This window comes from Victivallis lenta (assembly GCF_009695545.1).
GTDB classification, from domain to species: Bacteria; Verrucomicrobiota; Lentisphaeria; order Victivallales; family Victivallaceae; genus Victivallis; species Victivallis lenta.
This window is the reverse complement of sequence record NZ_VUNS01000006.1, coordinates 19,972-40,987: the sequence shown is the minus strand read 5'-3', so window position 1 is coordinate 40,987 and position 21,016 is coordinate 19,972. Positions and strand designations below refer to the sequence as shown.

The 21,016-nt window shown below is 57.6% G+C and carries 22 protein-coding genes; 3 read left to right on the top strand and 19 right to left on the bottom strand.

Features of this window, described 5'->3' with window-relative positions:
- Positions 1-128: 128 nt before the first annotated feature.
- From FYJ85_RS24005 to FYJ85_RS07435, 3 genes are read left to right on the top strand one after another with little or no spacing between them, the layout of a single operon-like run.
- Entirely contained in the window at positions 129-1,172 is a 1,044-nt protein-coding gene (locus FYJ85_RS24005; RefSeq protein ID WP_154417647.1) for a GntR family transcriptional regulator, read from the top strand.
- Positions 1,169-1,870, top strand: a complete 702-nt coding sequence (locus FYJ85_RS07440; RefSeq protein ID WP_154417645.1) for a type II secretion system protein — start codon at positions 1,169-1,171, stop codon at positions 1,868-1,870. Before FYJ85_RS24005 ends, FYJ85_RS07440 begins: the two co-directional genes overlap by 4 nt.
- Positions 1,871-1,881: 11 nt before the next feature.
- Entirely contained in the window at positions 1,882-3,414 is a 1,533-nt protein-coding gene (locus tag FYJ85_RS07435) for a glycoside hydrolase family 5 protein (RefSeq protein ID WP_206213028.1), read from the top strand.
- Between the two features lie 658 nt (positions 3,415-4,072).
- On the opposite strand, the gene FYJ85_RS07430 is transcribed toward FYJ85_RS07435, so the two are convergent.
- The 19 genes from FYJ85_RS07430 to FYJ85_RS07355 form a co-directional block, all read right to left on the bottom strand.
- Positions 4,073-4,684 carry a hypothetical protein gene (locus tag FYJ85_RS07430; RefSeq protein WP_106052859.1) on the bottom strand — a complete coding sequence of 204 codons (612 nt, stop codon included), beginning with the start codon at positions 4,682-4,684 and terminating at the stop codon, positions 4,073-4,075.
- A gap of 239 nt (positions 4,685-4,923) precedes the next feature.
- Positions 4,924-5,610 carry a hypothetical protein gene (locus FYJ85_RS07425; RefSeq protein WP_154417641.1) on the bottom strand — a complete coding sequence of 229 codons (687 nt, stop codon included), beginning with the start codon at positions 5,608-5,610 and terminating at the stop codon, positions 4,924-4,926.
- On the bottom strand, positions 5,597-6,568 hold the full coding sequence (locus tag FYJ85_RS07420) for a hypothetical protein (protein WP_154417639.1): 972 nt from the start codon (positions 6,566-6,568) through the stop codon (positions 5,597-5,599). The genes FYJ85_RS07425 and FYJ85_RS07420 overlap by 14 nt, the downstream gene beginning before the upstream one ends.
- 49 nt (positions 6,569-6,617) lie before the next feature.
- Complete coding sequence (locus FYJ85_RS07415) at positions 6,618-6,833, bottom strand: hypothetical protein (protein ID WP_154417637.1); 216 nt, start codon at positions 6,831-6,833, stop codon at positions 6,618-6,620.
- Entirely contained in the window at positions 6,796-7,005 is a 210-nt protein-coding gene (locus tag FYJ85_RS24395; RefSeq protein ID WP_206213027.1) for an MraY family glycosyltransferase, read from the bottom strand. The genes FYJ85_RS07415 and FYJ85_RS24395 overlap by 38 nt, the downstream gene beginning before the upstream one ends.
- Positions 6,906-7,118, bottom strand: coding sequence for a hypothetical protein (locus FYJ85_RS23020; protein WP_206213044.1), 213 nt, complete (start codon positions 7,116-7,118; stop codon positions 6,906-6,908). The genes FYJ85_RS24395 and FYJ85_RS23020 overlap by 100 nt, the downstream gene beginning before the upstream one ends.
- A 6-nt stretch (positions 7,119-7,124) precedes the next feature.
- Entirely contained in the window at positions 7,125-8,321 is a 1,197-nt protein-coding gene (locus FYJ85_RS07405; RefSeq protein ID WP_154417635.1) for a glycosyltransferase family 4 protein, read from the bottom strand.
- Positions 8,321-8,935 (bottom strand): acyltransferase, encoded by a 615-nt coding sequence (locus tag FYJ85_RS07400; protein ID WP_154417633.1) that lies wholly within the window; start codon positions 8,933-8,935, stop codon positions 8,321-8,323. Before FYJ85_RS07400 ends, FYJ85_RS07405 begins: the two co-directional genes overlap by 1 nt.
- Positions 8,936-8,952: 17 nt before the next feature.
- Entirely contained in the window at positions 8,953-10,083 is a 1,131-nt protein-coding gene (locus FYJ85_RS07395; RefSeq protein ID WP_154417631.1) for a glycosyltransferase, read from the bottom strand.
- A 39-nt stretch (positions 10,084-10,122) separates the two neighbouring features.
- Positions 10,123-11,475: a hypothetical protein gene (locus FYJ85_RS07390; protein WP_206213026.1), complete on the bottom strand. Its 1,353-nt coding sequence runs from the start codon at positions 11,473-11,475 to the stop codon at positions 10,123-10,125.
- Positions 11,472-12,518: a glycosyltransferase gene (locus FYJ85_RS07385; protein WP_154417627.1), complete on the bottom strand. Its 1,047-nt coding sequence runs from the start codon at positions 12,516-12,518 to the stop codon at positions 11,472-11,474. The genes FYJ85_RS07390 and FYJ85_RS07385 overlap by 4 nt, the downstream gene beginning before the upstream one ends.
- The gene (locus tag FYJ85_RS07380) at positions 12,515-13,633 is read right to left on the bottom strand and encodes a glycosyltransferase family protein (RefSeq protein ID WP_154417625.1); all 1,119 of its coding nucleotides are present in this window, start codon (positions 13,631-13,633) and stop codon (positions 12,515-12,517) included. Before FYJ85_RS07380 ends, FYJ85_RS07385 begins: the two co-directional genes overlap by 4 nt.
- Positions 13,630-14,694: a glycosyltransferase family 9 protein gene (locus FYJ85_RS07375; protein ID WP_154417623.1), complete on the bottom strand. Its 1,065-nt coding sequence runs from the start codon at positions 14,692-14,694 to the stop codon at positions 13,630-13,632. Before FYJ85_RS07375 ends, FYJ85_RS07380 begins: the two co-directional genes overlap by 4 nt.
- Complete coding sequence (locus FYJ85_RS07370; protein ID WP_206213025.1) at positions 14,688-15,824, bottom strand: CgeB family protein; 1,137 nt, start codon at positions 15,822-15,824, stop codon at positions 14,688-14,690. The genes FYJ85_RS07375 and FYJ85_RS07370 overlap by 7 nt, the downstream gene beginning before the upstream one ends.
- The gene (locus tag FYJ85_RS23015; RefSeq protein WP_206213024.1) at positions 15,707-16,996 is read right to left on the bottom strand and encodes a hypothetical protein; all 1,290 of its coding nucleotides are present in this window, start codon (positions 16,994-16,996) and stop codon (positions 15,707-15,709) included. The genes FYJ85_RS07370 and FYJ85_RS23015 overlap by 118 nt, the downstream gene beginning before the upstream one ends.
- A 5-nt stretch (positions 16,997-17,001) precedes the next feature.
- Positions 17,002-17,787 (bottom strand): glycosyltransferase family 39 protein, encoded by a 786-nt coding sequence (locus FYJ85_RS24275; RefSeq protein WP_177994849.1) that lies wholly within the window; start codon positions 17,785-17,787, stop codon positions 17,002-17,004.
- Positions 17,784-18,587, bottom strand: a complete 804-nt coding sequence (locus tag FYJ85_RS23010; protein WP_177994848.1) for a hypothetical protein — start codon at positions 18,585-18,587, stop codon at positions 17,784-17,786. Before FYJ85_RS23010 ends, FYJ85_RS24275 begins: the two co-directional genes overlap by 4 nt.
- Positions 18,584-19,825: a glycosyltransferase gene (locus tag FYJ85_RS07360; protein ID WP_154417617.1), complete on the bottom strand. Its 1,242-nt coding sequence runs from the start codon at positions 19,823-19,825 to the stop codon at positions 18,584-18,586. The genes FYJ85_RS23010 and FYJ85_RS07360 overlap by 4 nt, the downstream gene beginning before the upstream one ends.
- Before the next feature lie 7 nt (positions 19,826-19,832).
- The gene (locus FYJ85_RS07355) at positions 19,833-20,996 is read right to left on the bottom strand and encodes an N-acetyl sugar amidotransferase (protein WP_154417615.1); all 1,164 of its coding nucleotides are present in this window, start codon (positions 20,994-20,996) and stop codon (positions 19,833-19,835) included.
- Positions 20,997-21,016 lie beyond the last annotated feature (20 nt).

Sequence of the window (21,016 nt, the reverse complement as noted above, 5' to 3'; positions counted from 1 at the left end):
CGAAAACGGCGATTCTTTCTGATTTTTTCCGGTCATCACTTGACATTTCAGATATTTTCGCTCATAATATAAGTGATAACTGGTTATTCGCAATTCATATCACCTGCTATCGGAAGGAGGGGGGCGCGATGAGGAACCAGACGCAGTCATCGTACATGCGGATCCGGCACTATGTGTTCGACTGGCTGGCGAGCCGCGAGGGATCAGTCACGCGGCTGCCGTCCAACCGGGAACTGGCGGAGAAGTTCGGCGTCAGCCAGCCGACCGTGGTCCGCGCGCTTCAGGAGCTGGTCCGGGAGGGCTATCTGACCAACCGGCGCGGCGTCGGGCTGTTCAGCAACCCGGACCGGATCGGAACGCGCGAAAGCCGGATCTGGGGCTTCGTCTTCGGGGACGGGCGCTGGGCATACCTGAGCCGGGACGCCTTCCACACGGCCGGCTGCATCGGCGGGGAGCTGCTGGAGCGGGACAGCCACAACCTGCTCAAAATGATCACGATGGGAGAAACCGGGCAGGAGTCGTTCCCGGAACTCTCCACGCTCTCCGGCATCTGCTGGTGGTGTCCGGACGAGAAGCTGATCCCGAATCTGCTCCATATCGCCGAACTCGTTCCGGTCGTTGCGGTAAGCAGGCGGATTCCGGGAATCGACTGCTACTATTTCGACTTCGAGCAGGAAAACTACGAAACCGCCCGGCAGTTGATCTCCGGCGGCTGCCGCCGGCTCTGCCTGGTGAAGGACGGCCCGCATCCGGAAGCGGTCCGCGGCGTCGAACGCGCCTGCGCCGAGGCGGGGCTCGCATTTCCGTCCGGATATGTGCTCACTCCCGAACGCGAATCGGAGCTCGAGCTGGAGAAGATGGTCTCCCTCGGCTGCGCGCCGGACGGCATCATCTTCAACTGCCGGGCGATCGGTTTCCCGGAGACGATCCGCCGCCATCCGGAGCTGGAACATTGCCGGATCGCCAGCGACGCGCTCTGGGTGGACCGGAAATGGCAGTACGACGGGCTCCGGCTCCGCACGCACTACGAGAAAATCGCCGGGGAGATCATCGACCTGCTCGAAACGGGCGCGAACGCCATGCCGCGCCTAGCACGCAGACTGCCGGTCACCCGCGAAATCGTCACCGGAAACACCACTTATCAAGGAAACCAACAGGAGACGGAATCATGAAAAGGCACCCTTTCACCCTCATCGAACTATTGGTGGTCATTGCGATCATCACCATTCTGGCCAGCATGCTGCTGCCGGCGCTGAACCAGTCCCGCAACCAGGCGAAGAAGATCAAATGCACGGGGAACCTCAAGCAGATGGGCATGGCCGGCGCCTTCTATGCGGACGGCTACGACGGCTACTGGGTTCCGATGCGGTACGAGGGAGCAAATCCCAAGGCGTGGTATCAGAACCTCGCCTTCCGCACCCTGCTCGGCGGCATGGTGTGGGAGGACCCGGCAACCAACCACAGCGATGAGCGGATCGCCCCCGGCATGCTCTGCCCGATGTCGCGCGCCTTCCTCAGAATCGGCGACAGCAACAAGTGGCAGCACCTCGAAGCCAGTTACGGACTCAATTCGGACGCGCACACCACCCTCAGCTCCAGCCAGACCGTGCCGCTGAAGATCGCCCGGATCGCCCAGCCGACCAATTCGGTCGCCTTCACGGACGGCCTCGACTGGCGCGTCGCGCAGTGGACCGCCGAATTCGGCTGCTATCAGGGCGAGACGGAGACCGACCCGAACGGCTCCCCGGTCGCCTTCCGCCACGGCGGCAACTCGTATGCGAACGGCGTCTTCTTCGACGGACACGCCGAAACCAGATACTGGCACCCGCTCCGCTGGCAGACCAGATGGAGCAAACTGTACGAACGGTAAGGAACGGCATCATGATGAAATCACTGATTCTCGCACTTTTCTGCGGAGCGGCAATGCTGCTCCCCGCCGCCGAAGAGGTGGTCTACCGGAATGATTTCAACTCCCCGGCCTCGACCGGAGAGTGGAACTTCGGCCCGAACATGCGTTTCGACGCGAAGGGGGGCATCGACAATTCCGGCTGCATCGTCGTGACCAACTCGAAGGAGGAAGACAGCAGCCTCGCCGGCATTCCGCTCGATGTCGAAAAACTCCGGGGACGCGCCATCATGGCCGAGGGGTGGATGAAGGCCGAGAACGTCACCAGGCCGAAACTCTCGTATCTCGGGCCGAAGCTCATGCTCGGCATCGCCTACAACGACGGCCGGAAAGACCATCCCGACCAGGAGAAGGTGATCGGCAGTTACGACTGGAGGAAATTCACCGTTTTCGCCCGGATTCCGCACTCCGCCAAAAGCGTGGACCTCTGCATCGGCCTTCAGGGCTGCGCCGGAAAAATCAGCATCGACAATCTGAAAGTCGTCCTGCTCCCGGCTCCGGCCATTCCGAAGGACGGGCTCAAACAGCAACTGCCGGTCCAGAAGGAGACGAAATTCCGCGGCGTCATGTCGGGCGGCGACCTTTCGCCGGCCGCCTTCAGGGAGCTGAACGAGGTCTGGAACGCGAATCTGATCCGCTTCCAGCTCAGCCGGCGCCGCAACGAGGATCACACGACGGAGGAGGGATTCCGCAAGATCATCGCACGCGGCCTGAGCGAGCTCGACGCTATCCTGCCCGCCGCCCGGGCGAACGGGATCAAAATCCTGATCGACATGCACGTCGGCCCCGGAACCAGTCTCAACGAGCTGTTGAGCAACAAGCTCAGCTGGGAGCCGGCCATGCAGCAGCTGCTGGCCGACATCTGGCGCGAAATCGCGGAGAAATACAAGGATGAACCCGCCATCTGGGGTTACGACCTGCTGAACGAGCCGCGCGAAGAAAATTACATCTATACGCCGGACGGCGGACTCGACTGGAACCGGCTGGCGGAGAAGATCGCCAAAGCGATCCGCGAGGTCGATCCCGATACGCCGATCATCATCGAGCCCGCCCAATGGGGCGGGGCAGCCGGTTTTGAAAATCTGATTCCGGTCGATGTGCCGAACGTCATTTACAGCTTTCACATCTACAGCCCCGGCGAATTCACGCACCAGGGAGTCCACAACCGTCCGGCAGGCATTGTCTACCCGGGCATGATCGCCGGAAAAATGTGGAACAAGGCGATGCTGGAGAAGGAGATGGCGCCGGTCATCGAGTTCCAGAAAAAGTACCGGGTTCCAATCTACGTCGGGGAGTTCGGAGTGGCCCGCTGGGCGCCCGGAGCCGAACAGTGGCTTGACGACGTCATTTCGATCTTCGAGGAACACGGATGGGATTGGACCTACCATGCGTTCCGGGAATACGACGGCTGGGATGCGGAAATCGGCCCGGTAAAGTCCGACACCCGCCGGATCGGCGACACCCCGCGCCGCCGGGTCCTGCTCAAATACATGAAGCGGAACCAATAAAGACAGTGCAAGCCGCCGGGCCCTGCCGGCCTGTATGCGCGTCAAGGCGGCGGAGCCGCACCCGGCACCGGCACCCTGCCGGTCCGGGGTCCGGGGGCGACGCGCCCCGGACCCCGGAGGCGATCTGTACGCGAAGCGAAACAGCTGCATCAGCAAAATGAAATTTTGCCGCGCAGCGTACACGGTCTGCTGCGCGAATGCGCAGAAAGACCGCGCCCCGCAAGGGGCGCGCTTCCCCTAAGCCATGGCGCTGCCGGGGCGCATTCCAACACGGAAAGCGTTCCCCGGATGCAAAATTGTGCGGAGAGGGTCAGGCCTGTCCGCATGCGCGTCAAGGCGGCGGAGCCGCACCCGGCACCGGCACGAAAAGAGAAATGCCGTCAGGCAGCCATGACCGCCCGACGGCATCGTTTTTCTTCCCTCCACTCACATAAATCATTCCCTCAGCTTATTTCCGGCATTTTTGAACCTTTCCATGCATCACGAAGTGCGTTTGCCAATCATGCCAAACACCCCGGACATCGCTTTTATGGGAACCTATTTCGATGCCGCCGGACGTCAACTTGCCGGTTGAGGGATTGAAAAGATGTAGACAGCAGCGACGCCAAAGCTCAAATTTCGGCGGATGCCGGTGTACCCCATTTTTGCGGAAAAATCCTCAACTACGTTTTTTCCCATCTTCCGTGTGCGGCTTTTTAAGCCGGTAATTGGTCATGATTCCGCACCGGAGACGAGCGCATGCCCAGCTCCCATCACCGATTTTTTTGCTTGCTGCCGCAAGCAGATACTGATAATCACGGCGCATACTGGTGTAGGAAAGATTCACCTGCCGCTGATGAAGTTCAGAAATCAGCCGGCGGATTTCCGTTTCGTTCAGATTGCGGCGAAGCTTAATCTGCCGATAATCGATCCCGGCGGCTTCGACGGCACGTCTCCAGCAGCGGAACCGTTTGATCGCCGCCATATAGAGACTTTTATGATTGTGCTGAACCGCTTGCGATGAAATCGGCTGATTCTCCTGATGCAGCTTGCGAATCTGATTGATCACAGCCGTTTTGCTCCAGCGTTTGTATTTGCGGATCAGGTTGTAATCAAGCCCGCACGCAGTGATGGTATCTTCCCATGAACCGAAAAGACGAGTGGCTGCGGCGTATACGCTGGGGTATTTTGTTGCATAATAGTAAGAATTCAGCGGTTCCACCCCATTCCGCGCCATGATGTGCTGTATAATCTCCTCCGGTTTCCAGTGTCTGACTTGCACGAACCGCATTCATATCTCCCTGTCAATCATTTATCGTTGCAATATTTCAATCCCCTGCGGCAGTTGTTTTCCGGTTAAGCTAACCGTATGCATCTTACTGCGCATTTCCGGCGTTCGAATCTTTTTATGATTTCAAAAAGTTTTCGCGCCATAAATCTTTGTCCATACTATAACTGCATTGTTGCAGTATATCAAAAAAAATACTTGAATTTTTTTGTAAACAATGCTTGATACCCCCCCAGACGGATTCACCGCTTCGAAGAACGCGAGAGGAAATAGAGGATTGCGCGGCTGATCTGCGGAGGATTGACGACGAGCTTCAGGCCGCCGGAAGGCGACGGGCTGACGGATTCGACCGCCGCGAGCACGATTTTGAAATCCTCTGTTTCTGCAAGCTCGGCAAGCACCCTGTCGGCGGCCCCTTCCAGCGCGAAGGCCGGCAGCGGAAGCCAGCCGGCGCGTGCGGAGTGTACGGTCAACTCCGGCTTCCCGTCCCTCACCCCCGGCGTGGCCCGGAGTTCGGCGTTCACGGCCAGAAAACCGAGCGGCTGGCTCACCCGGAGCTCCAGCAAGCCGTCCCGCCAGCTGCCGTTGAAAGAGGGGTCCCCCGCCTTCGGTTTCAGCTGCGCCATTTTCAAACCGGCATTCAGACAGGCGTTCAACTCCTCCGCGGTGAGAGCGATTTCGGCCTGTTCCGCCACGCCGTCCGGCGTCAGCATCGCATCCGCCAGCTTTTGCTGTATGGAGAGAAAAAGCCCGGGATCGGGAGTTTCGTTCATCACCTCTTTCCGGTAATCGCGCGGCATCCCCAGTATCAGGAAAGCCGTTATCGCGACGACTCCGGCGACTGCCGCCGGAACGATCAGCCACACCCGAACCTTCCGCCGTTTTCCGGCCGGAAGAGGGAGGCCGCTGCGTCTTTCATTTTTTTCCATTTTTTCCACTGCCTCCGGAAATCAGGCTGCTTTCGAGCGTCCGGTTGAAACGGTCGGAATCATTCACGTAACATGTGCGGATTTCGGCGAGCGTCTCCGGGGAGAAATTTGCGGAGAGATGCAGCGTCTCCTGCTGCACCGTCAGCTTCACGGCGGAACTGCAGCGCCGCATCAGATCCGGGTATGCGCCGAAAAAAGCGCCGAACAGCAGCCGCGAAAAGAGCGTGAACTGTGTGTTCAGCCCCTGCGCGGCAGCGGAATCCGTGCCTTGAACTTCGGCCGCCAGCTCAATGCCGCGCCCCGCATCGGCGAAGACGGAGAATGAGAACGAGCGCATCCGACGGGTCATACCCAGCGGGTCGATTCCAAGCTTGCCCGGATCGTCGCAGACTCCGAACAGCAGCAGAGCCTCCGGCGCCTGCCGCAGCTGCCGGCCCATCGCGGAGGAGTAACGGCGGTCGAGCGTCTCCCACGGCGTCGGATTCCGGTTGCCCGCCATCAGCACGACGTCATCGGCGAGCCGGACCAGATCGTAGTTCTTGATCCGGCCCGGTTTGTCGGGACGGGTGAAACTCAGGCGCAAGACAGGGAAACCGCGCTCCGTCAACTGCCGGAGGGAAACATTCGGATTTTTCTCATATTTCCGGAGGATTTTCCGTTTCAGCTCCTCCGGTTCCGTCCGGCATTCGACCAGCACAGCATAACTCTGCGTCGCGCCGAAATAGAGCAATACCGCATCAGGCAGGCCGCCATTCCACGGAATCAGCGCCAGCTCCTCGCGGATGCGGCTCACATCCCCGGACTCGGTCAGGGCGCGCAGCGGCTCCGCCGCGAAAAACCGCGCCGTGCGCATCCGCACCGCCAGCGCCGCCTGCTCCGGAATGCAGTCGAACAACTCCGCCGCACGCGCGCCGACCGCAGAAAGGACCAGTAAAACAATCAGTTTGATCCATCTCATGATATTCCCTCCTGAACCGTCAGGAATATAGCTGTCGCCTCCCGGACTGTCAACACCTTCCGGGAAATTTTCCGGCGATTTGCCGATCGCTCTCCGATACCGTTTCTTCGCCGATGACCAGTTTGCTCAGGATGACGCGGCGGCGGCGGCAGAATTCCGCAAGCTGCCGCATCTTCTCCGGATCGTCGCCGCGGGTGGTGACCAGCAGCTTGTCGAACGGCTGCTTCTCATAGACCTCCCCGAGCTGCCGGCTGCCGCCGAACACAGGAAAGCCGCAGCAGCAGCGAAGCGGCGATTACCGCACGGTCGACGGTCGAAAGCCCGATAATCACGAAGATCAGCCCGAGGAGCGTGCTGACGGAATCCCCGAAGAAAATCTGCGCAGGCAGGAAGTTGCAGCGCAGGAAACCGAAACATGTGCCGGCCGGCTTGTCCACATAGCCAGGCGCGGCAGCACACGAATACAGACCCGCGTCAGCAGCACCGACAGGCAGCAGCCGAACAGCGGATACAACACGAATCCCCAGCCAGGGGAGAGAAAATCAATCATTGCGCTTCACCTCTCCGCCAATAAGCGGAGCCAGCGGGAACAGACGGCGGTTCGGCTGAATTTCTCGCGATAGATGCGCCAGGCGTGATTCCGCGCCTGTTCCAGCACTTCCGGCTTGTTCCCCAGCTCCCGGATGAAGTGCAGCGCCGCCTCCGAAGCATCGTCCAGGACACACCCCAGCTTCTCATCGGCGATCCAGCGGGCGATGCAGCTTTCTTCCGGCCCCGAAAACAACACCGGGCGGCCGATGGCCAGGGCGCCGAAAAACTTCGACGGAACCACGATGCCCTCCCATCCCCGGCGCAGGCTGATCAGATGGATGTCCGCCGCGGCCAGCCGTCTTTCGAGTTCCGCTTCGGAAGCAAATCCGGCCAGGCGGATATTCGTATCCTCCTTTGTGAGCTGCGCAAGCTGCACCTTGTACTGATTGCCGTAACCGGCGAAACAGAAGGCCGCGTCGATTCCACGGCGGCGGCACTCCCGCGCCAGCCCGATGAACGGGCCAAGATCGTGGGCATAACCGACCGTGCCGGAATAGAGCAGTCCGATCTTCGCCTCACCGAACAACTCGCGCCGCACGTCCGGATCGGATTCCGGAACCTCCGACGGTTCCGCCAGCGCCCACGGCGTCAACGTCGCACATTCGGCCCCGTGACCGTACGTCTGAAGCCGCTTCCGCATGCATTCCCCGATGTCAACCATCGCGTCAACCCGGCGGTAAGCCCACGGCACGAACGGTTTCGTCAGGGCGGCCAGCCGTTTCATCCATGCCGGGGAGTTCACCAGAATCGCCTCCGGATACAGATCGAACGCCCAGTGGATCAACCGGATGCGCCGATTCATCAGCCGCAGAAGCGGAAACATCAGATATGCGAACTGCGGATCGGTCCCGACGAGTACCGCGTCAAACTCTCTTCTCCGCCGGAAGAATCCGCACAGCCATTTCAGCTGGAGGATTCCGGAGTTGAACAGCCGTCCGACATTGCTCCCCTGCGAAAAGTTCGGCCGGGAGAAGCGCCGGATCTCCACACCGTTCCACTCCTCCCGCGGCGGCAGCTTCTCATCCGACCGGATCAGCCGATTGCCCGTGAACACCGTCACCCGGTGCCCCGCATGCTCCAGCTCCTCCGCCAGCTCCGCAAACAGCCGCGCCGAAATTACCGGGTCAGGCTGGAAGAAGTGATAAATCAGAAGAATACGCATTATTCCGGCCCCAAACTCCGTAAAACTCTGGCAGGATTGCCCCCTGCCATGACATGAGGAGGAATTGATTTCGTCACCACACTGCCGGCTGCGATCACGCTCCCGCAGCCGATGGAAACTCCCTTCAGGACGATACAGTTCATACCGATGAAAACATCGCTGCCGATCACAACCGGAGCCGTTTTTCCGCGGGAATGCGGAACGGCGCGCGATTTCAGATCCAGCGGATGAAAATCCGTATCCGCAATACGGCAGTTTACGCCGATCATAACCCGGTCACCGATTATGACGGACTCCTCTGCCACGATCACGGAAGCGCTGATTCCGCACTGATCGCCAATCTCCAGCTTCCCTTTCTGCAATACCCCCAGCGTAACCGGCAGGTCAATTCCGGCAATATTCGAACAACGGGCGGAGCGCAGACAACACGCCCGGCCTATCCGGACACACCCGGCAGGAGAGAACTCCACATACGGCAGGCCGACGCATTTCACCAGCCCCTTCAGCTTCGCGCCCCAGAGATAGAGCCGCAAAGTGCCCAGAAGGGTACCACTCACGGTAACCAATGCTTTCTTGAACCAGAATAATCTGTAGCTGATATGTTTAAGCATCATTCATCCATCTCTTGCCGTCAATCGGGACGAACCTCATCCGGCCTGTCTCCGCCGCAGCAGAGCCAGCCGTAAATAGTTTTCATGCGTTCCCCGATATGCGTCCAGTTAAATTCCTCCATCCAGCTTCGGCCACGTTCGCCCATTGCCGCCAGCTCGTCGTCCCCGCACGACATAAGCCAATCCAATGCCCCGGTCAGCGGCTCCTCGCCGGCGGGGACGCAGCGGCCGCAGCCGTGCTCCTCCAGTTGTTTCCACGGAGTCCCGGTCGTAGTGACCGCCGGCGTGCCGCAGGCAAGCGCCTCCGCCACTGTAACGCCGAAATTCTCGGAAAAACTCGGCAGAACGAACAGAGAAGCCTCCCGGTAAGCCTCGATTTTCCGGGCACCTTTCAATTCGCCACAGAATTCGACCCGCGGCAATCGGCATTTTTCAGCCGCTTTTTTCAGTTCCTCCGCATAGGCATTGCAGGGGCCGACCAAACGCAGCCGCCACTCCGGATGACGCAGAGAAAGCTTCTTCCAGGCGGAAAGCAGCATCTCGATCCCCTTGATCGGATGATACCGCCCGAAATAGAGCAAAGTCCGGCAAGCCGGCCGCCGTTTCGCCTCCGAAAACTGCGGCAATTCGATACCGTTCGGAAGGACGGCAACAGGCTGACGAAGTCCCATCCGGCGGATATCCTCGTATTCCATATCGCTTGTGGCATGGAACAGATCCGCATGCTCCAGCGCGCTCCACTGACCGAGCCGCAGACTGGCAGCCTTCCGCCAGGACTTCATCCCCATGGCGGTCCGGCTTAAAGTTCCCCTCGGAGAAATCACATGGCGGCAATTCCGGCCACGGCGGGCAAATTCCGGCAGGATATTCAATGCCGTCCACAGCAGATGACTGTGAATGATATTCGAGTCCCGGCTAAGCATCTGCAACTGCCCGTACAAACCGGCAGAGTATCCCGCAAATGCAGGAATCCCCCGTATCAGCGGATGTACCGTTACCGGAACACCGCAGTCGATCTTTTCCGGGGCAGCCAGTGTGTGCAGTTCCACCTCCACGCCCGCCCGCCTCAATGCGGAAGCGAGCGCCGGTACCGTATAGGCCGGACCGCCGTATTCGCTCCGGATGCTGGCAACCAATTCAATAACTCGCATGAATGTATCTCCCTCTTCTGCCGGTCTTCCCGATTCACTTCACCCCTTCAGCCGAAGGCTCTCCGGCACATGTCGCCGCCTCCCCCCGCCGTCTCCGCAATTTACGAAGCGCCGTCCAAATAACCGGATCAGAACCCATGCAATCAGGAACAGCTTGAAGAACTGGCCGAACGTCATCATGAAATCCCCCTCCGCCTTGACACCGAAAAAGAACAAAACCGGGATGAAGTAAAAATAGAAGCCGTCTTTTTCATTCATCCACTTGACAAGCCTCAGCGCCAGCCCCAACAGGCAACCGACACCGAGGAGAAACAAACTGCAGCCGGATTTCCCCCAGTTGCCGTAACCTTCTCCGACATAGGAGACATTCATGCTCGTTCCACCGACCAGCTCGTGGAAGGTCATCGTTCTGAAATTCTCAGCCCCGCCGCCCCGGCGCTTGTCCGGAAACAGATAACGCGGTAAAAGAATTGCACCAACTGAATCCGCAATGCTCGAACCCCGCAGATAATTCCCGGTAACATCCATATAAATGATCACCTGGCTGATATGCCATCCCTGATTAAAGCGGAGAAGAAAGTCTTCATCCTGAAGAGTCGATCGGAGTTTCCCGTCAGTCAGCCAGTCCTCGCTCATGCCGGCAAACAAAATCCAGTCCCTCAGGGAACCGGAGCGCTCGGCATCCCGGTACTGCCATTTGACTCCCTGAAACACGGAAACGGCCAGCACGGCCAAGACAAGAGAGGCCAGAACGGTTTTGCGGGAAGCTCCGATCCTGTGCAGCAGAAAGCTGCCAAGCCAGAAAAACCAGATCAGCAGCGCATGAAAGCCACCCCAGGAAAGGCTTTCCAGCAGAAGCAGGAAAACGAATATACCAAACAGAATCCACGCCGTCCGCTTCGAACACCGGTACATGGCGAAAATAACGGAGCAGCCCAGCAATTCACTCAGCATATGCGGAAACGTACTGCCTGCAAGCGGTGTCAGCCCCAGCCCGTAACCGATTGCAGCCGCCGCCAGCAGCACCTTCAAAAACTCCGGTTTCTCCTGAAGCGCGGGCAAATAGCGGACCGGTACATTGAAGAGCGTGATCCCGAAGCAGAAACAGAGGTAAGCCGGCACCACAATCGACAGATAATATGCCTGAGGGATCTCCATCGGATATTTTTCCACATCCGGCAAATGGTAGATCAGAATCGGCGCAATGATCCATTGCAGCCCGGCGAGCATTTGCGCCAGCTCCAGCACTGGAATTCTCTCTCCCCACCGTATGCTGAATACCACCGCAGCCCACACAGCCCAGCCGATTCCGAGAACGGCCCAGCTTTCCGTCACTCCTCCCGCAAGCAGGGACGAGGCGAGCAAAATCAGGGTGTATTTCTTCTCGTTCATTTTTTGAACAGAGTCTCCAATGCACGGGCATATCCCGAAGGAGAAAACGCCTCCTGCATTTTTTTCGCGGCACGGCAGAATGCCTTGTGCGCATCCTGCCCGTGCAGCCGTTTCAGGGAAGCGAGGAAACGCTTCTCCCAGCCCTCTCCGTATTCCACCAGAAAACCGGATAATCCGAGTTCATGCCCGATCTCGCCGATTCCGCCGGAATCGAAACCGGTAAAAAATGTTCCGGAATCCAGCGCCTCAAAGAAAATCCTGCCCAGTGGCTCGGTCAGACTGAAATGCCAGATGACATCCATCGAATCGTAAGCCGCCTCCATGTGTTCGACGAAACCTTCAAAGACGATGCGGACAAAGCGGTAACACTCCATCTTCCGCCGAAAAGCACAAACCGCCTCTTCCGTCGGATCGAAACTGCCGAAGAGATGGATTTCCAATTCAGTTCCGTGCGCCTCCGCGTAGTCCGTCAAGCCAGCCAGTTCCTGCAGTCCTTTTGTGCGGGTCACTCTGCCGACAACGCCGATTTTCGGCAGCGGCGACATCCGAAACCGGCCCGAATCCCCTTTTCGGCCGGACGCCAGATACGGATCGTGAAGCCGGACGCTTTTCGCCCGGACCATTTCAGGCAGGAGTCCCATGAGATAATCAGACACGACGATCAAAGTGACATTGTCCGGAAGATTCCGCAGCCGGGCCGGGCCGCAGTCCTCTGCAATGCGCAGATGCACGAAGAAGCGCTTGTGCGGCAGCAGCCGGGCGAGCAGTCCGATACGGCGGATATGCCCGCCCTCATTACAGTAGAGAAACCTCCGGCTCGAAAAAATCATCCGGAGGAACAATTCCGGATACAATAGCTGTACACGGCTGAAAACCCGGAGCCGGACCTGCGGCAACTGCCCGGCGATTCTCCTTCGAAGCCGTCCTTCCGGCAGATATATTTCATAATCCTCTTCCGCCGTGGCGAGAAAATCCAGCAGAACCTTCTCACTGCCGTAGAGATTTCCGGACGGGCTCACGATAATCGGACGCCGCTTCCTCATCTGCCCCTCCCTGCCGTAAGTGCGGCAATCAACTGACTGTTCGCGTCCTCCGCCGCAAACAACGGCTTCCGGCACGGCACACCCTCGTGCGATGCCGCACATTCCCAGTCGAACGACTTCAACTCTCCGAAATCCGCCATGGTTACACAGGGGAAAGTCCCCCTCTTCTGATAACCGTGCAGCAACAACATGGAGGAGGGGAACCACACATCCAGGCCGCAGATCAGGTATTCGTAGAATTTATTGGTCTCGTTGTAACGGTAATTCATGGAATGTCCACGGTACAGCAGAATACCGACATCATATCCGTCCAGCAGCGCCGGAATTCTGTCGTATTCGACACCTTCCGGAAAAAAGCGGATCCAGGGGCAGCCGAGTTCTTCAAGTTCACGGCGGGTTTCGCCATCGTGATTGAATGCGAAAATATCCCAGTGAATCCGGCCCCCCTGCGCCATCACGAATGCCGCGAATTCACGAACATACATCGTATCATTGGAGAGACTCCCGATGTAGACGGCCTTCAGGGGAGCGGAAAAGCTCCGGCGCTCCCGGAAGTGTGCCTGCCACTCCCGCGGCGGATAGTTCGGCACGACGTGAGACAGTTCCGGCGGCACTCCCCAGTCCCGGCAGAAAAATTCCAGCCGCCTGCTGTTGCAATGCGAACACCAGTTCAGCAAACCATAGAGATATAACTCCTTCCCGTGGCAGTAACCGTTCCACGGCTCGCGGGCATATTGCTCCGGCTCCGCATATTCATAATAGTGGATAAAGATTCCGACTTTCCGGTTGAAATACCGCCGGTACCAGTATACCGGCAGCGCCGAATTGGATTCGATGTACAATATCCGATCCGGCCGGGAAATGATCAGCCCGCCCAACACCCGAAAGGAAAACCACAACCGATCCAGAAGATTCAGGCACGAGAAGCGCGAACGCCGCTGCACCGTGCGGACGCACCGAATACCGTCAGCTTGAAATTGAAGCCCGGAACGTTTCCGGGAAAGCATGGAGTAAAGCGTTACCCGGTGCCCCTTCCAGCGGGGGTCCCGCAGCAGATTCCGAAGCGGCGGATAGAACTCAACCGGGTTGGCGCTGATGACAGCGATTTTCCTCATCTGATTTCACCATTCAATGCACGACACTCCTTCAGTACAGCCGCAGGCTTGATATCCAGCAAGCACGGCGGCGGATTCCCGAATCCGCACTCCTGCCGAAAACATACTTCACAGGGAACCGACGAGCGGAGCACCCGGTGACCGTCTCCGTACGGGTACCACAGACCGCGGTAGTTATGTGCCGAATAGACGGCGACACATTTCAATTCGGCCGCCACCGCCATATGCAGCGTGCCGGTGTCATTGCCGAGATACCAGGCACAGCTGCGCATTGCACCGACACATTCACGCAAGCTCAGGCTGCCGAAACTGGAGGCCGAAGCGCCGCAGAGCAATTCCGAACACAGGGAAGCGATCCTCTCGCCATCCGCTTTCCCTCCGAAGAAAACAGGAAAAATATTGTCTTCGGCAATCAGGCTCCGAAGCACTTCCGCATAATATTCCAGCGGCCAGCGGCAGACCGCCTTGTTTCCCCCTATGCCGACCGCAATGGGACGCCGATGTCCGGCTGCCTTCCGGAGCCTCCGGCTCCAGCCGGCTGCTTTCTCCTGTTCCTCCGGAGTGAAACTGAGAGGGAAAACGGCATCGCTGTCCGCCATCGGAATGATTCCATCCGCTTTCAGACGTTCCGCAAGCAAATCATAATGATGAGGAACCATCGGCAGGGCACCGTTTTCGGACGGTTCCGGCAATTCGAACAAGCGATGTATCCCGACGAATTCCCGAATACCCAGCAACCCAAAAAACGCCATGTCGCGACGAAGCCGGAACGACAGCCCCCGTTGGGTCCGCAGCAGATAAACCAGCTTTCGGAAACGGTACGGGCGCAAAAGCCGGAAAAGCCGGAAAAAGAGTCGGATTTTCCCCGCCGGGCCGGATTCGGCGTGATAAGTCAGAAACACGTCGATATAACCGGAGTTTTCCAGCAGTTCACGGCAGCCGGTCTGGGCATCATCATGAAGGAGGGCGATCGTTTCACCCGGATTCCGCCGCCTCAGTTCCCGCAGGAACGGCAGACAGATCAGCGTGTCTCCGATCGAACCGGAAAAGAAGATCAGCATTTCTCCACCCCCATGGAACGGAGAAGCCCGGAAATGATGCTGTCATAATCCAGAGCCCGGGCATGTACGGCTGCGTTTCCGCGAACAGTCAACTGCCGTAATTCATCCGGATGCGCCTGATAGTAAAAAATTTTTTCAATCATTTCCCCGACAGAAGAGTAAAATATTGCTTCTTTCTCCCCAAAAAAAACGGAAATTTCCTCATTCCGCTCCGTGATCAGCGCAGTTCCGCAGGCGGGAATTTCAAAGGTTCTGGTCGTGTGCCGCTCCGGGAAACGCTTGGAGAGCGCCCCCCAGGCGAACATGCCGCCGGAGACGGCCTCTACATACGAATCACCGAAAAGCGATCTCCCACGATAATCCAGATGCGGCAGCCGATGCCTGCGGACGAACGACTCCCAGCCGACTCCCGCCAGAAGAAGCGGCACACCGCCGGCAAGCAGGCGATCGAGAACCAGCTCCCGCGACGGCTCATGCAGTCCGATGAACACGACCCCCTTTTTCCGTTCAAACGGAACGACCGGCCGATGAAGCTGAGCCTGAAACCCCTGGGTCGTCATGATGATTTGCGTTTTACCGGCGTCCACCAGCCGCCGGTAATCGTTCGCTTCGCAGGTTTTGGTCGTGATCAGATAATCATAATAATGTGCACTCCTGTAGAACAGAGCGGATCGATTGGCGCAAAATGCCATATCCGGCGTGTAATGAACCAGCAACTTTGCCCGATCCCGCAGCAACCGGGTGAGTTCCGGCGTAAGAAATACTGCCTTGTCCACCCAGATCAGTTCCTGTGTCTTTGCCGGAATCCTTCGACGAATATATTCATTCAGACCGGAAATCATCGGACCGACCTGAAATCGCCAGCCGATGCTTCGCCACAGACGCGACGTGTCCTGCAGAGGAACCGCCGTATCAATCACGGTGAACTCAGCCGATGGGAAATTCCGCAGCAGGCACTCACCCCTCATTCTGCCGGTGCATCCGGGACTGAATGGTGCGATATAAGTGATTTTCATTCCTGTCTCTTTCCTGAAACCACGCGGATATTGTCGATGACAATCCGGCCATTGAGCAGCAGTACGGGAATCACCTGACGAATGTTCCGTTCCGGTTCCGCCCGGTAACTCCATTCCAGCTTGTAGATTTTGCCGGGAGCCGGACATCCGGCCCGGGCGATCGACACCGTGCGTCTCGGCTGGCTGCCGTCCGGAATTTCAATGCCGAGAACCTCGATGCGCGCTCCAGCCCCTCCGCGGAAAAGCAGTTCTCCGCGCAGTTCCCCTTTCGTCAGCGGCACAGCTTCCAGATTGAAACCGCCGGAATCCGTTTTCAGATCCGCCAACAGAGAATAACGGCCGGCAATATGTTCAGGCGACTCCGGACCGATCAGCCGGATCACGCCGTCGCGGATATGATTGAAGCGGTGTCCCGGATTCGGAATCAGTTTCGCCGAAAACGGAAACGGTGAAGCCGGCAGTTCCAAGCCGCGCTTCTGCAATTCCCCGAATTCGGGGCGGCGAACCGCATCTGTCGGAACCGGATTCTCGAAGTCCTCCCCGCATTCATCCGGTGCCAGACGGGCGGCTGCCTCTCCGGCGACCAGCGCCCGGTGCGACGAAAACGCCTGATTTATCCGGCGGTAGATCCGAAAACCGGTGCCGGAATCAAGAAATACCTCATCCGCCTGCAGCCCCCCCGGAAACTCCTCCGAAAACACTTTCATTCTTTCCGGATCCCCGACGAACAAGACGATATCGTTTTCCCAATCCGAATACTGCAATTCGACCCGAGCCTTTTCGGAAACAGTACCATCGAATACAGGACAACCCCGGAAAAAATAGCCAATCCGCGCAGCTTCCCGATTCAGCACAATGATCTTCGGCCGAATACTCTTTGCCGTCAGCCGTTCGAGGGCCGAAGATATCGCGGTAAAATCTTTGATGTTGCAAGCAACCTTCATACTCCTGCCCATTCCGGCGAGCACCACGATACCGATAAGCAGAATCCCGCACCGCCTCCTCCACCTCCCCAGACGTCCCGGCCACCATTCCGGTTCGACAAGCACCGCGCAACCGAGAAAAAACAGCAGAGCCGGATTTGCCGCGTAACGGCTTGACGCCAGACCGACTACGACCCGCCAGAGCACCATTGCTCCGGCCAGACACGCCAGCAGCCGCAACATCCTTATCCGCGGCTGTCGGCCAGGCAGCCAGAACGCCATAGCGAACACCGCACATCCAATGACGAAAACCGGTTCGAACGAACAGCGGATGATACTGTTCAGGCTGTCCCAGTAATGCATATCTCTCAGGCACTCCCCCAAAGATGAAACCGGATTTTCATCCAGAAATCCAGAATGAGTCCCCATCCGGAAGCGGAGAGCGGAACCAGGCTGAGCAGAATGACGAAAAAGGTCACCAGCAATACGGCGGCAAAGCAGAACCACCCGCGCCACTGTATCCTGCCGCATTCCATTTTCTGATAACCGGCTATCAAAGCGCCGCAAAGCAGCAGCTCCGCCTCCTCGAGCCGGATTGCGACGGCCGCCGCACCGGCAATGCCGGCCAGCACGTAATACCGCAGCAATTCCGTCCGGCTGCCGCGAAGCAGGCAAAGCAGGGCTGCAGCGAACAGCAGCAGCCCCGGCGTATCGCGGAGAACGACCGTGGAATTTTCCACAAGAAACGGATTTCCTGCTGCCAGCAGAGCAGCGGCGGCAGCGACCTTTCCACTGCCTGATATCTCCTCCCCCATCTGCCGGCAGACCACGATCAAGAGAAGACCGCACAGCAGATTCAGCATCCGTCCGGCTGCCATCATATGCTGCGGTTCGAAAAATGCCAGAAGCCGGCAGTAAGACCAGATGTGCGCCGGGAAAGCGTCCAGTTTCTCTTTATCCCCGCTGCGGATGGTTTCGGCACAGGCCAGATATTTGACGGTATCCCGTGGAACACCGGCAAAATGCAAACAGACCAGCCGCGGAATCAGCGCCGCCAGCAGGAGCGCCGCCAGCACCAGCAGCCGCCGGCGGAAGGCCGAACGGTTCCGGAATGAAAGGGCCGGCTCCCGGCCGAAAGCAACGGAAGCACTCACCGGCACGCCTTCTTCGCGAAACGGTCCAGGCGCCGGCGGACCGCACCGGCCATCAACCGTCCCTTGAAATATGGACGGTACAGACATTTGAACCCGATTCTCTCCAGAAGGCGGGTTCCCTGCAGCCGCCATTCGGGAATCCGTAATTCTCCGCCGCATTCCGCAAAAAGCGCATTGATCCTCGCCGTATGCTCCGGTGAAACTCCGTACTCTCGCGAAAACCAGGAGTGAAGCAGAAAAACCTCGCCGCGATGATCCAGCAGACAAGTGCTGATCCCATCCGGATGAGGCCTGGCATCCAAATAGAGCGTCTTGAAATTGACGGCCAGATAACAGAAAAATGGGTAATAGGGCTCATACATCCAGAAACGGTAAGGAGTCCTCATCATGTGTGCCGGAATCAGGGTTTCCCATTCCGGCTTCCAGACCCGGTAATCGGCAAGAAGCTTCATGCTGAAATTCCGGCGAATGATCCTCAAGTCCAGAATATTGAAGAAAGCATTGGTTACAAGCGGGTTGTCCTGTTTAGTCTCCACAACTCCGCCGTCCGGCATCCCGCAGTTCACATAATGATGATCCAGAAAAAACTCCAGGAGCTCGCGCAGGCGCTTGTTGTCATAGACGAAGGCGTCCTCATCAATATTGATGGCGATGTCCGCATCGCTCCGCAGCATCCGGTAAAAATAACCGTCGGCCGTCGTATACAAGTAACGATTGCAGGGCCACGGCAACCGTATGCTGCCGCGAGAGCGGACATAAAGCGGGTAATTCATGGAACGGGAAAAGAATTGAATGTTCATTTCAAACTCCGTCCGGCAATCAATGCTTCAAACAGCACCGCAAACTGATCTGCCTGGGTACGCCGGGAGTATTTGTCACAAGCGGCGAGATCGGTAGAGCCTACCGTGCAGCCGTTTTCCTGCCAATAACGATAATGTTTCTCCAGAAACTCCTGAACCTCTTCCACTGTGCGGCAGGCGGCTCCGGCCCGGGTCCTGCGAATCTCGAGTTCCAGGCAATCTTCGTCACTGCGGACCAGCAGCAAAGGACGATTGACGGCGAGATATTCGAACAGTTTTGTCGACATGATTCCCGTCGGATTTCCTCCCTTGCCGCGATTGGCGAGCAGCAGCAGGATCTGGGCGTCCCCCACCACCCCCGGCACCTCTTGAGGAGAGACATAGCCGGGGAAATCCAGATATTCACGGATCGGATAGCGCAGCAAAAGCTCTTCCAGCAGCCGTTCTGCACCGTTTTCGCTGTAAAACTGGATTTTAAATTTATCCGGCGAAATGATTCCCGCTTTTACCAGACGGGCGCAGGCAGCAAACAGCAATTCCGGATCGCGGAAGGAGAGCGCACCGATCGTTCCGGCATAAACGATTTTAAAAACACGCGAGGCGCGGGGAGGTTCCGGGCGAAAAAGCTCCGGATCAAACCCGTTGAATATCAATTCCGTACGCGAATTGAATGCCGACAGCGTTTTCTGATGCCATTCAGAGACGGTCGTCACGGCAGCAGCTTCCCGCAAAACCCGGTTCCGACATTTCAACAGATGTCGGAGGTGCATGCCGCGCTGAAGTCGATACCACACTCCCTTATCCGGCCACTGTTCCTGAATATCACGGAGATCGACCAGCAGGGGCAGACCCGATTCTCGTGCGAGCTGACCGGCCAGCGGCAGAGGCCAGGTGGTATAGGAGGAGGCCACAACCAATTCGATATCCCGCTCCCGAATCACTCTGCGGCCGGTATCGAGCATGGCCTGCCGATCGGCAAACGGCACGGCAGGCGGCACAAAACGCGAACAGATGCGATTCAGAAAAAGACGAAACCGACCGTGCTTCCGACGCGGAATCCGGTGAACTTCGGCAAATCCCGCCAGATGTCCATAATCCCGTTTGCCGGATTCATCGTGTTCCGAAAGCAATACATGAAAATGCCACCCGGCCGCAGACAAGTATTTGCACATATATCCCATCCTCGGTGCAAAATCGGGTGGGAAGGCGTCGCAAACAATGAGGATATTCTTCCGCATTGTCTGCTCAGAACCAGCGTTTCAGGATGCGTTTTCCCCAGCCGATACCCGGTACAGACAACACAAACCGCACCCACGGATTTTTCAACAGCTTGCTTCGACGATAATACTTGTTCACTTTGAAATCGGTGTGTTCGCGAGGCTCTTCCTGCATGATCCGGTCAAATTCCTCCCGAGTCAGGCCAACCTTGTCGATAAAGTACCGGATATCCATTTCCAGCTCGGCAGGGTCCCCATAAGGCGGCCGGGCCAGCTCGGCCAGTGCGTCCTCCCGCGAAAGCTGTCCGGCAACGATCAGGCTGGAGAGATGCGCCCGGCGCTTGTCGCAATGGAATTTCTGTGGAAGGATGTAATTCTGGTAAAGCTTGGTGAAACGGGATTCCAGGTGTTTCCCGCCGTAATATTCAAACCCGCAATCCGCATGCAGGATTTTGATCGCCTCAAATTTATTGTAATCAATCAGGTCCAGAGGTGAAAACACCTGAAACTGTTTTTTTCGCGGAATATCCTCATAAAAAGTCTTCTCGTCCATGATCGGGAATTTCTTCAAAGGGATTCTGCCGAATTTCGCATGAATGTCCAGCAGATTCACGCTGTCTTTCGGGTCGAAGCGCAATCCACGTCCGAGAATCGACTCGGAGGAAAAGTTTCTCCCCTCCAGAATCCAGGTGATTCCATGTTCAATGGCATAGCGATACAGAACGGCGAAGAAAGCGTGATCCTGGGGAACATCCTGATTCGGAACCCCGCTTATGAAATAAGCCCGTTGCAGATCCATCATTTCGTCGAGCGGAACCTTCTCGACAACCAGATCGACTCCATACTTTTCGCACAATTTCCGGATATTGTTCTCAGACACCGGGGTGTTCCACCCGGCATCCACATGGACCCCCAGCATTCGAACCCCGTACCGGTGGGCGATATAAGCGACATAGGAACTGTCCACGCCCCCGGAGATACCGATGATGCAGTCGTACTTTCTGCCGGAACACTCCGCTTTCATTCGATCGAACACGGCTTTCAACTCGGCTTCTCCATGACGATTCCATTCGCCGGCCTCCAACCGTTTTATTGCCTCCCGACAGTAACAGCAATGGCCGTTCTCGTCAAAATCGATGATTTTTTCGCTGGTATCCATTACACATCGGCTGCAAATTTCGGCAGAACTCATGATATCCCTCTCTTTTGCTT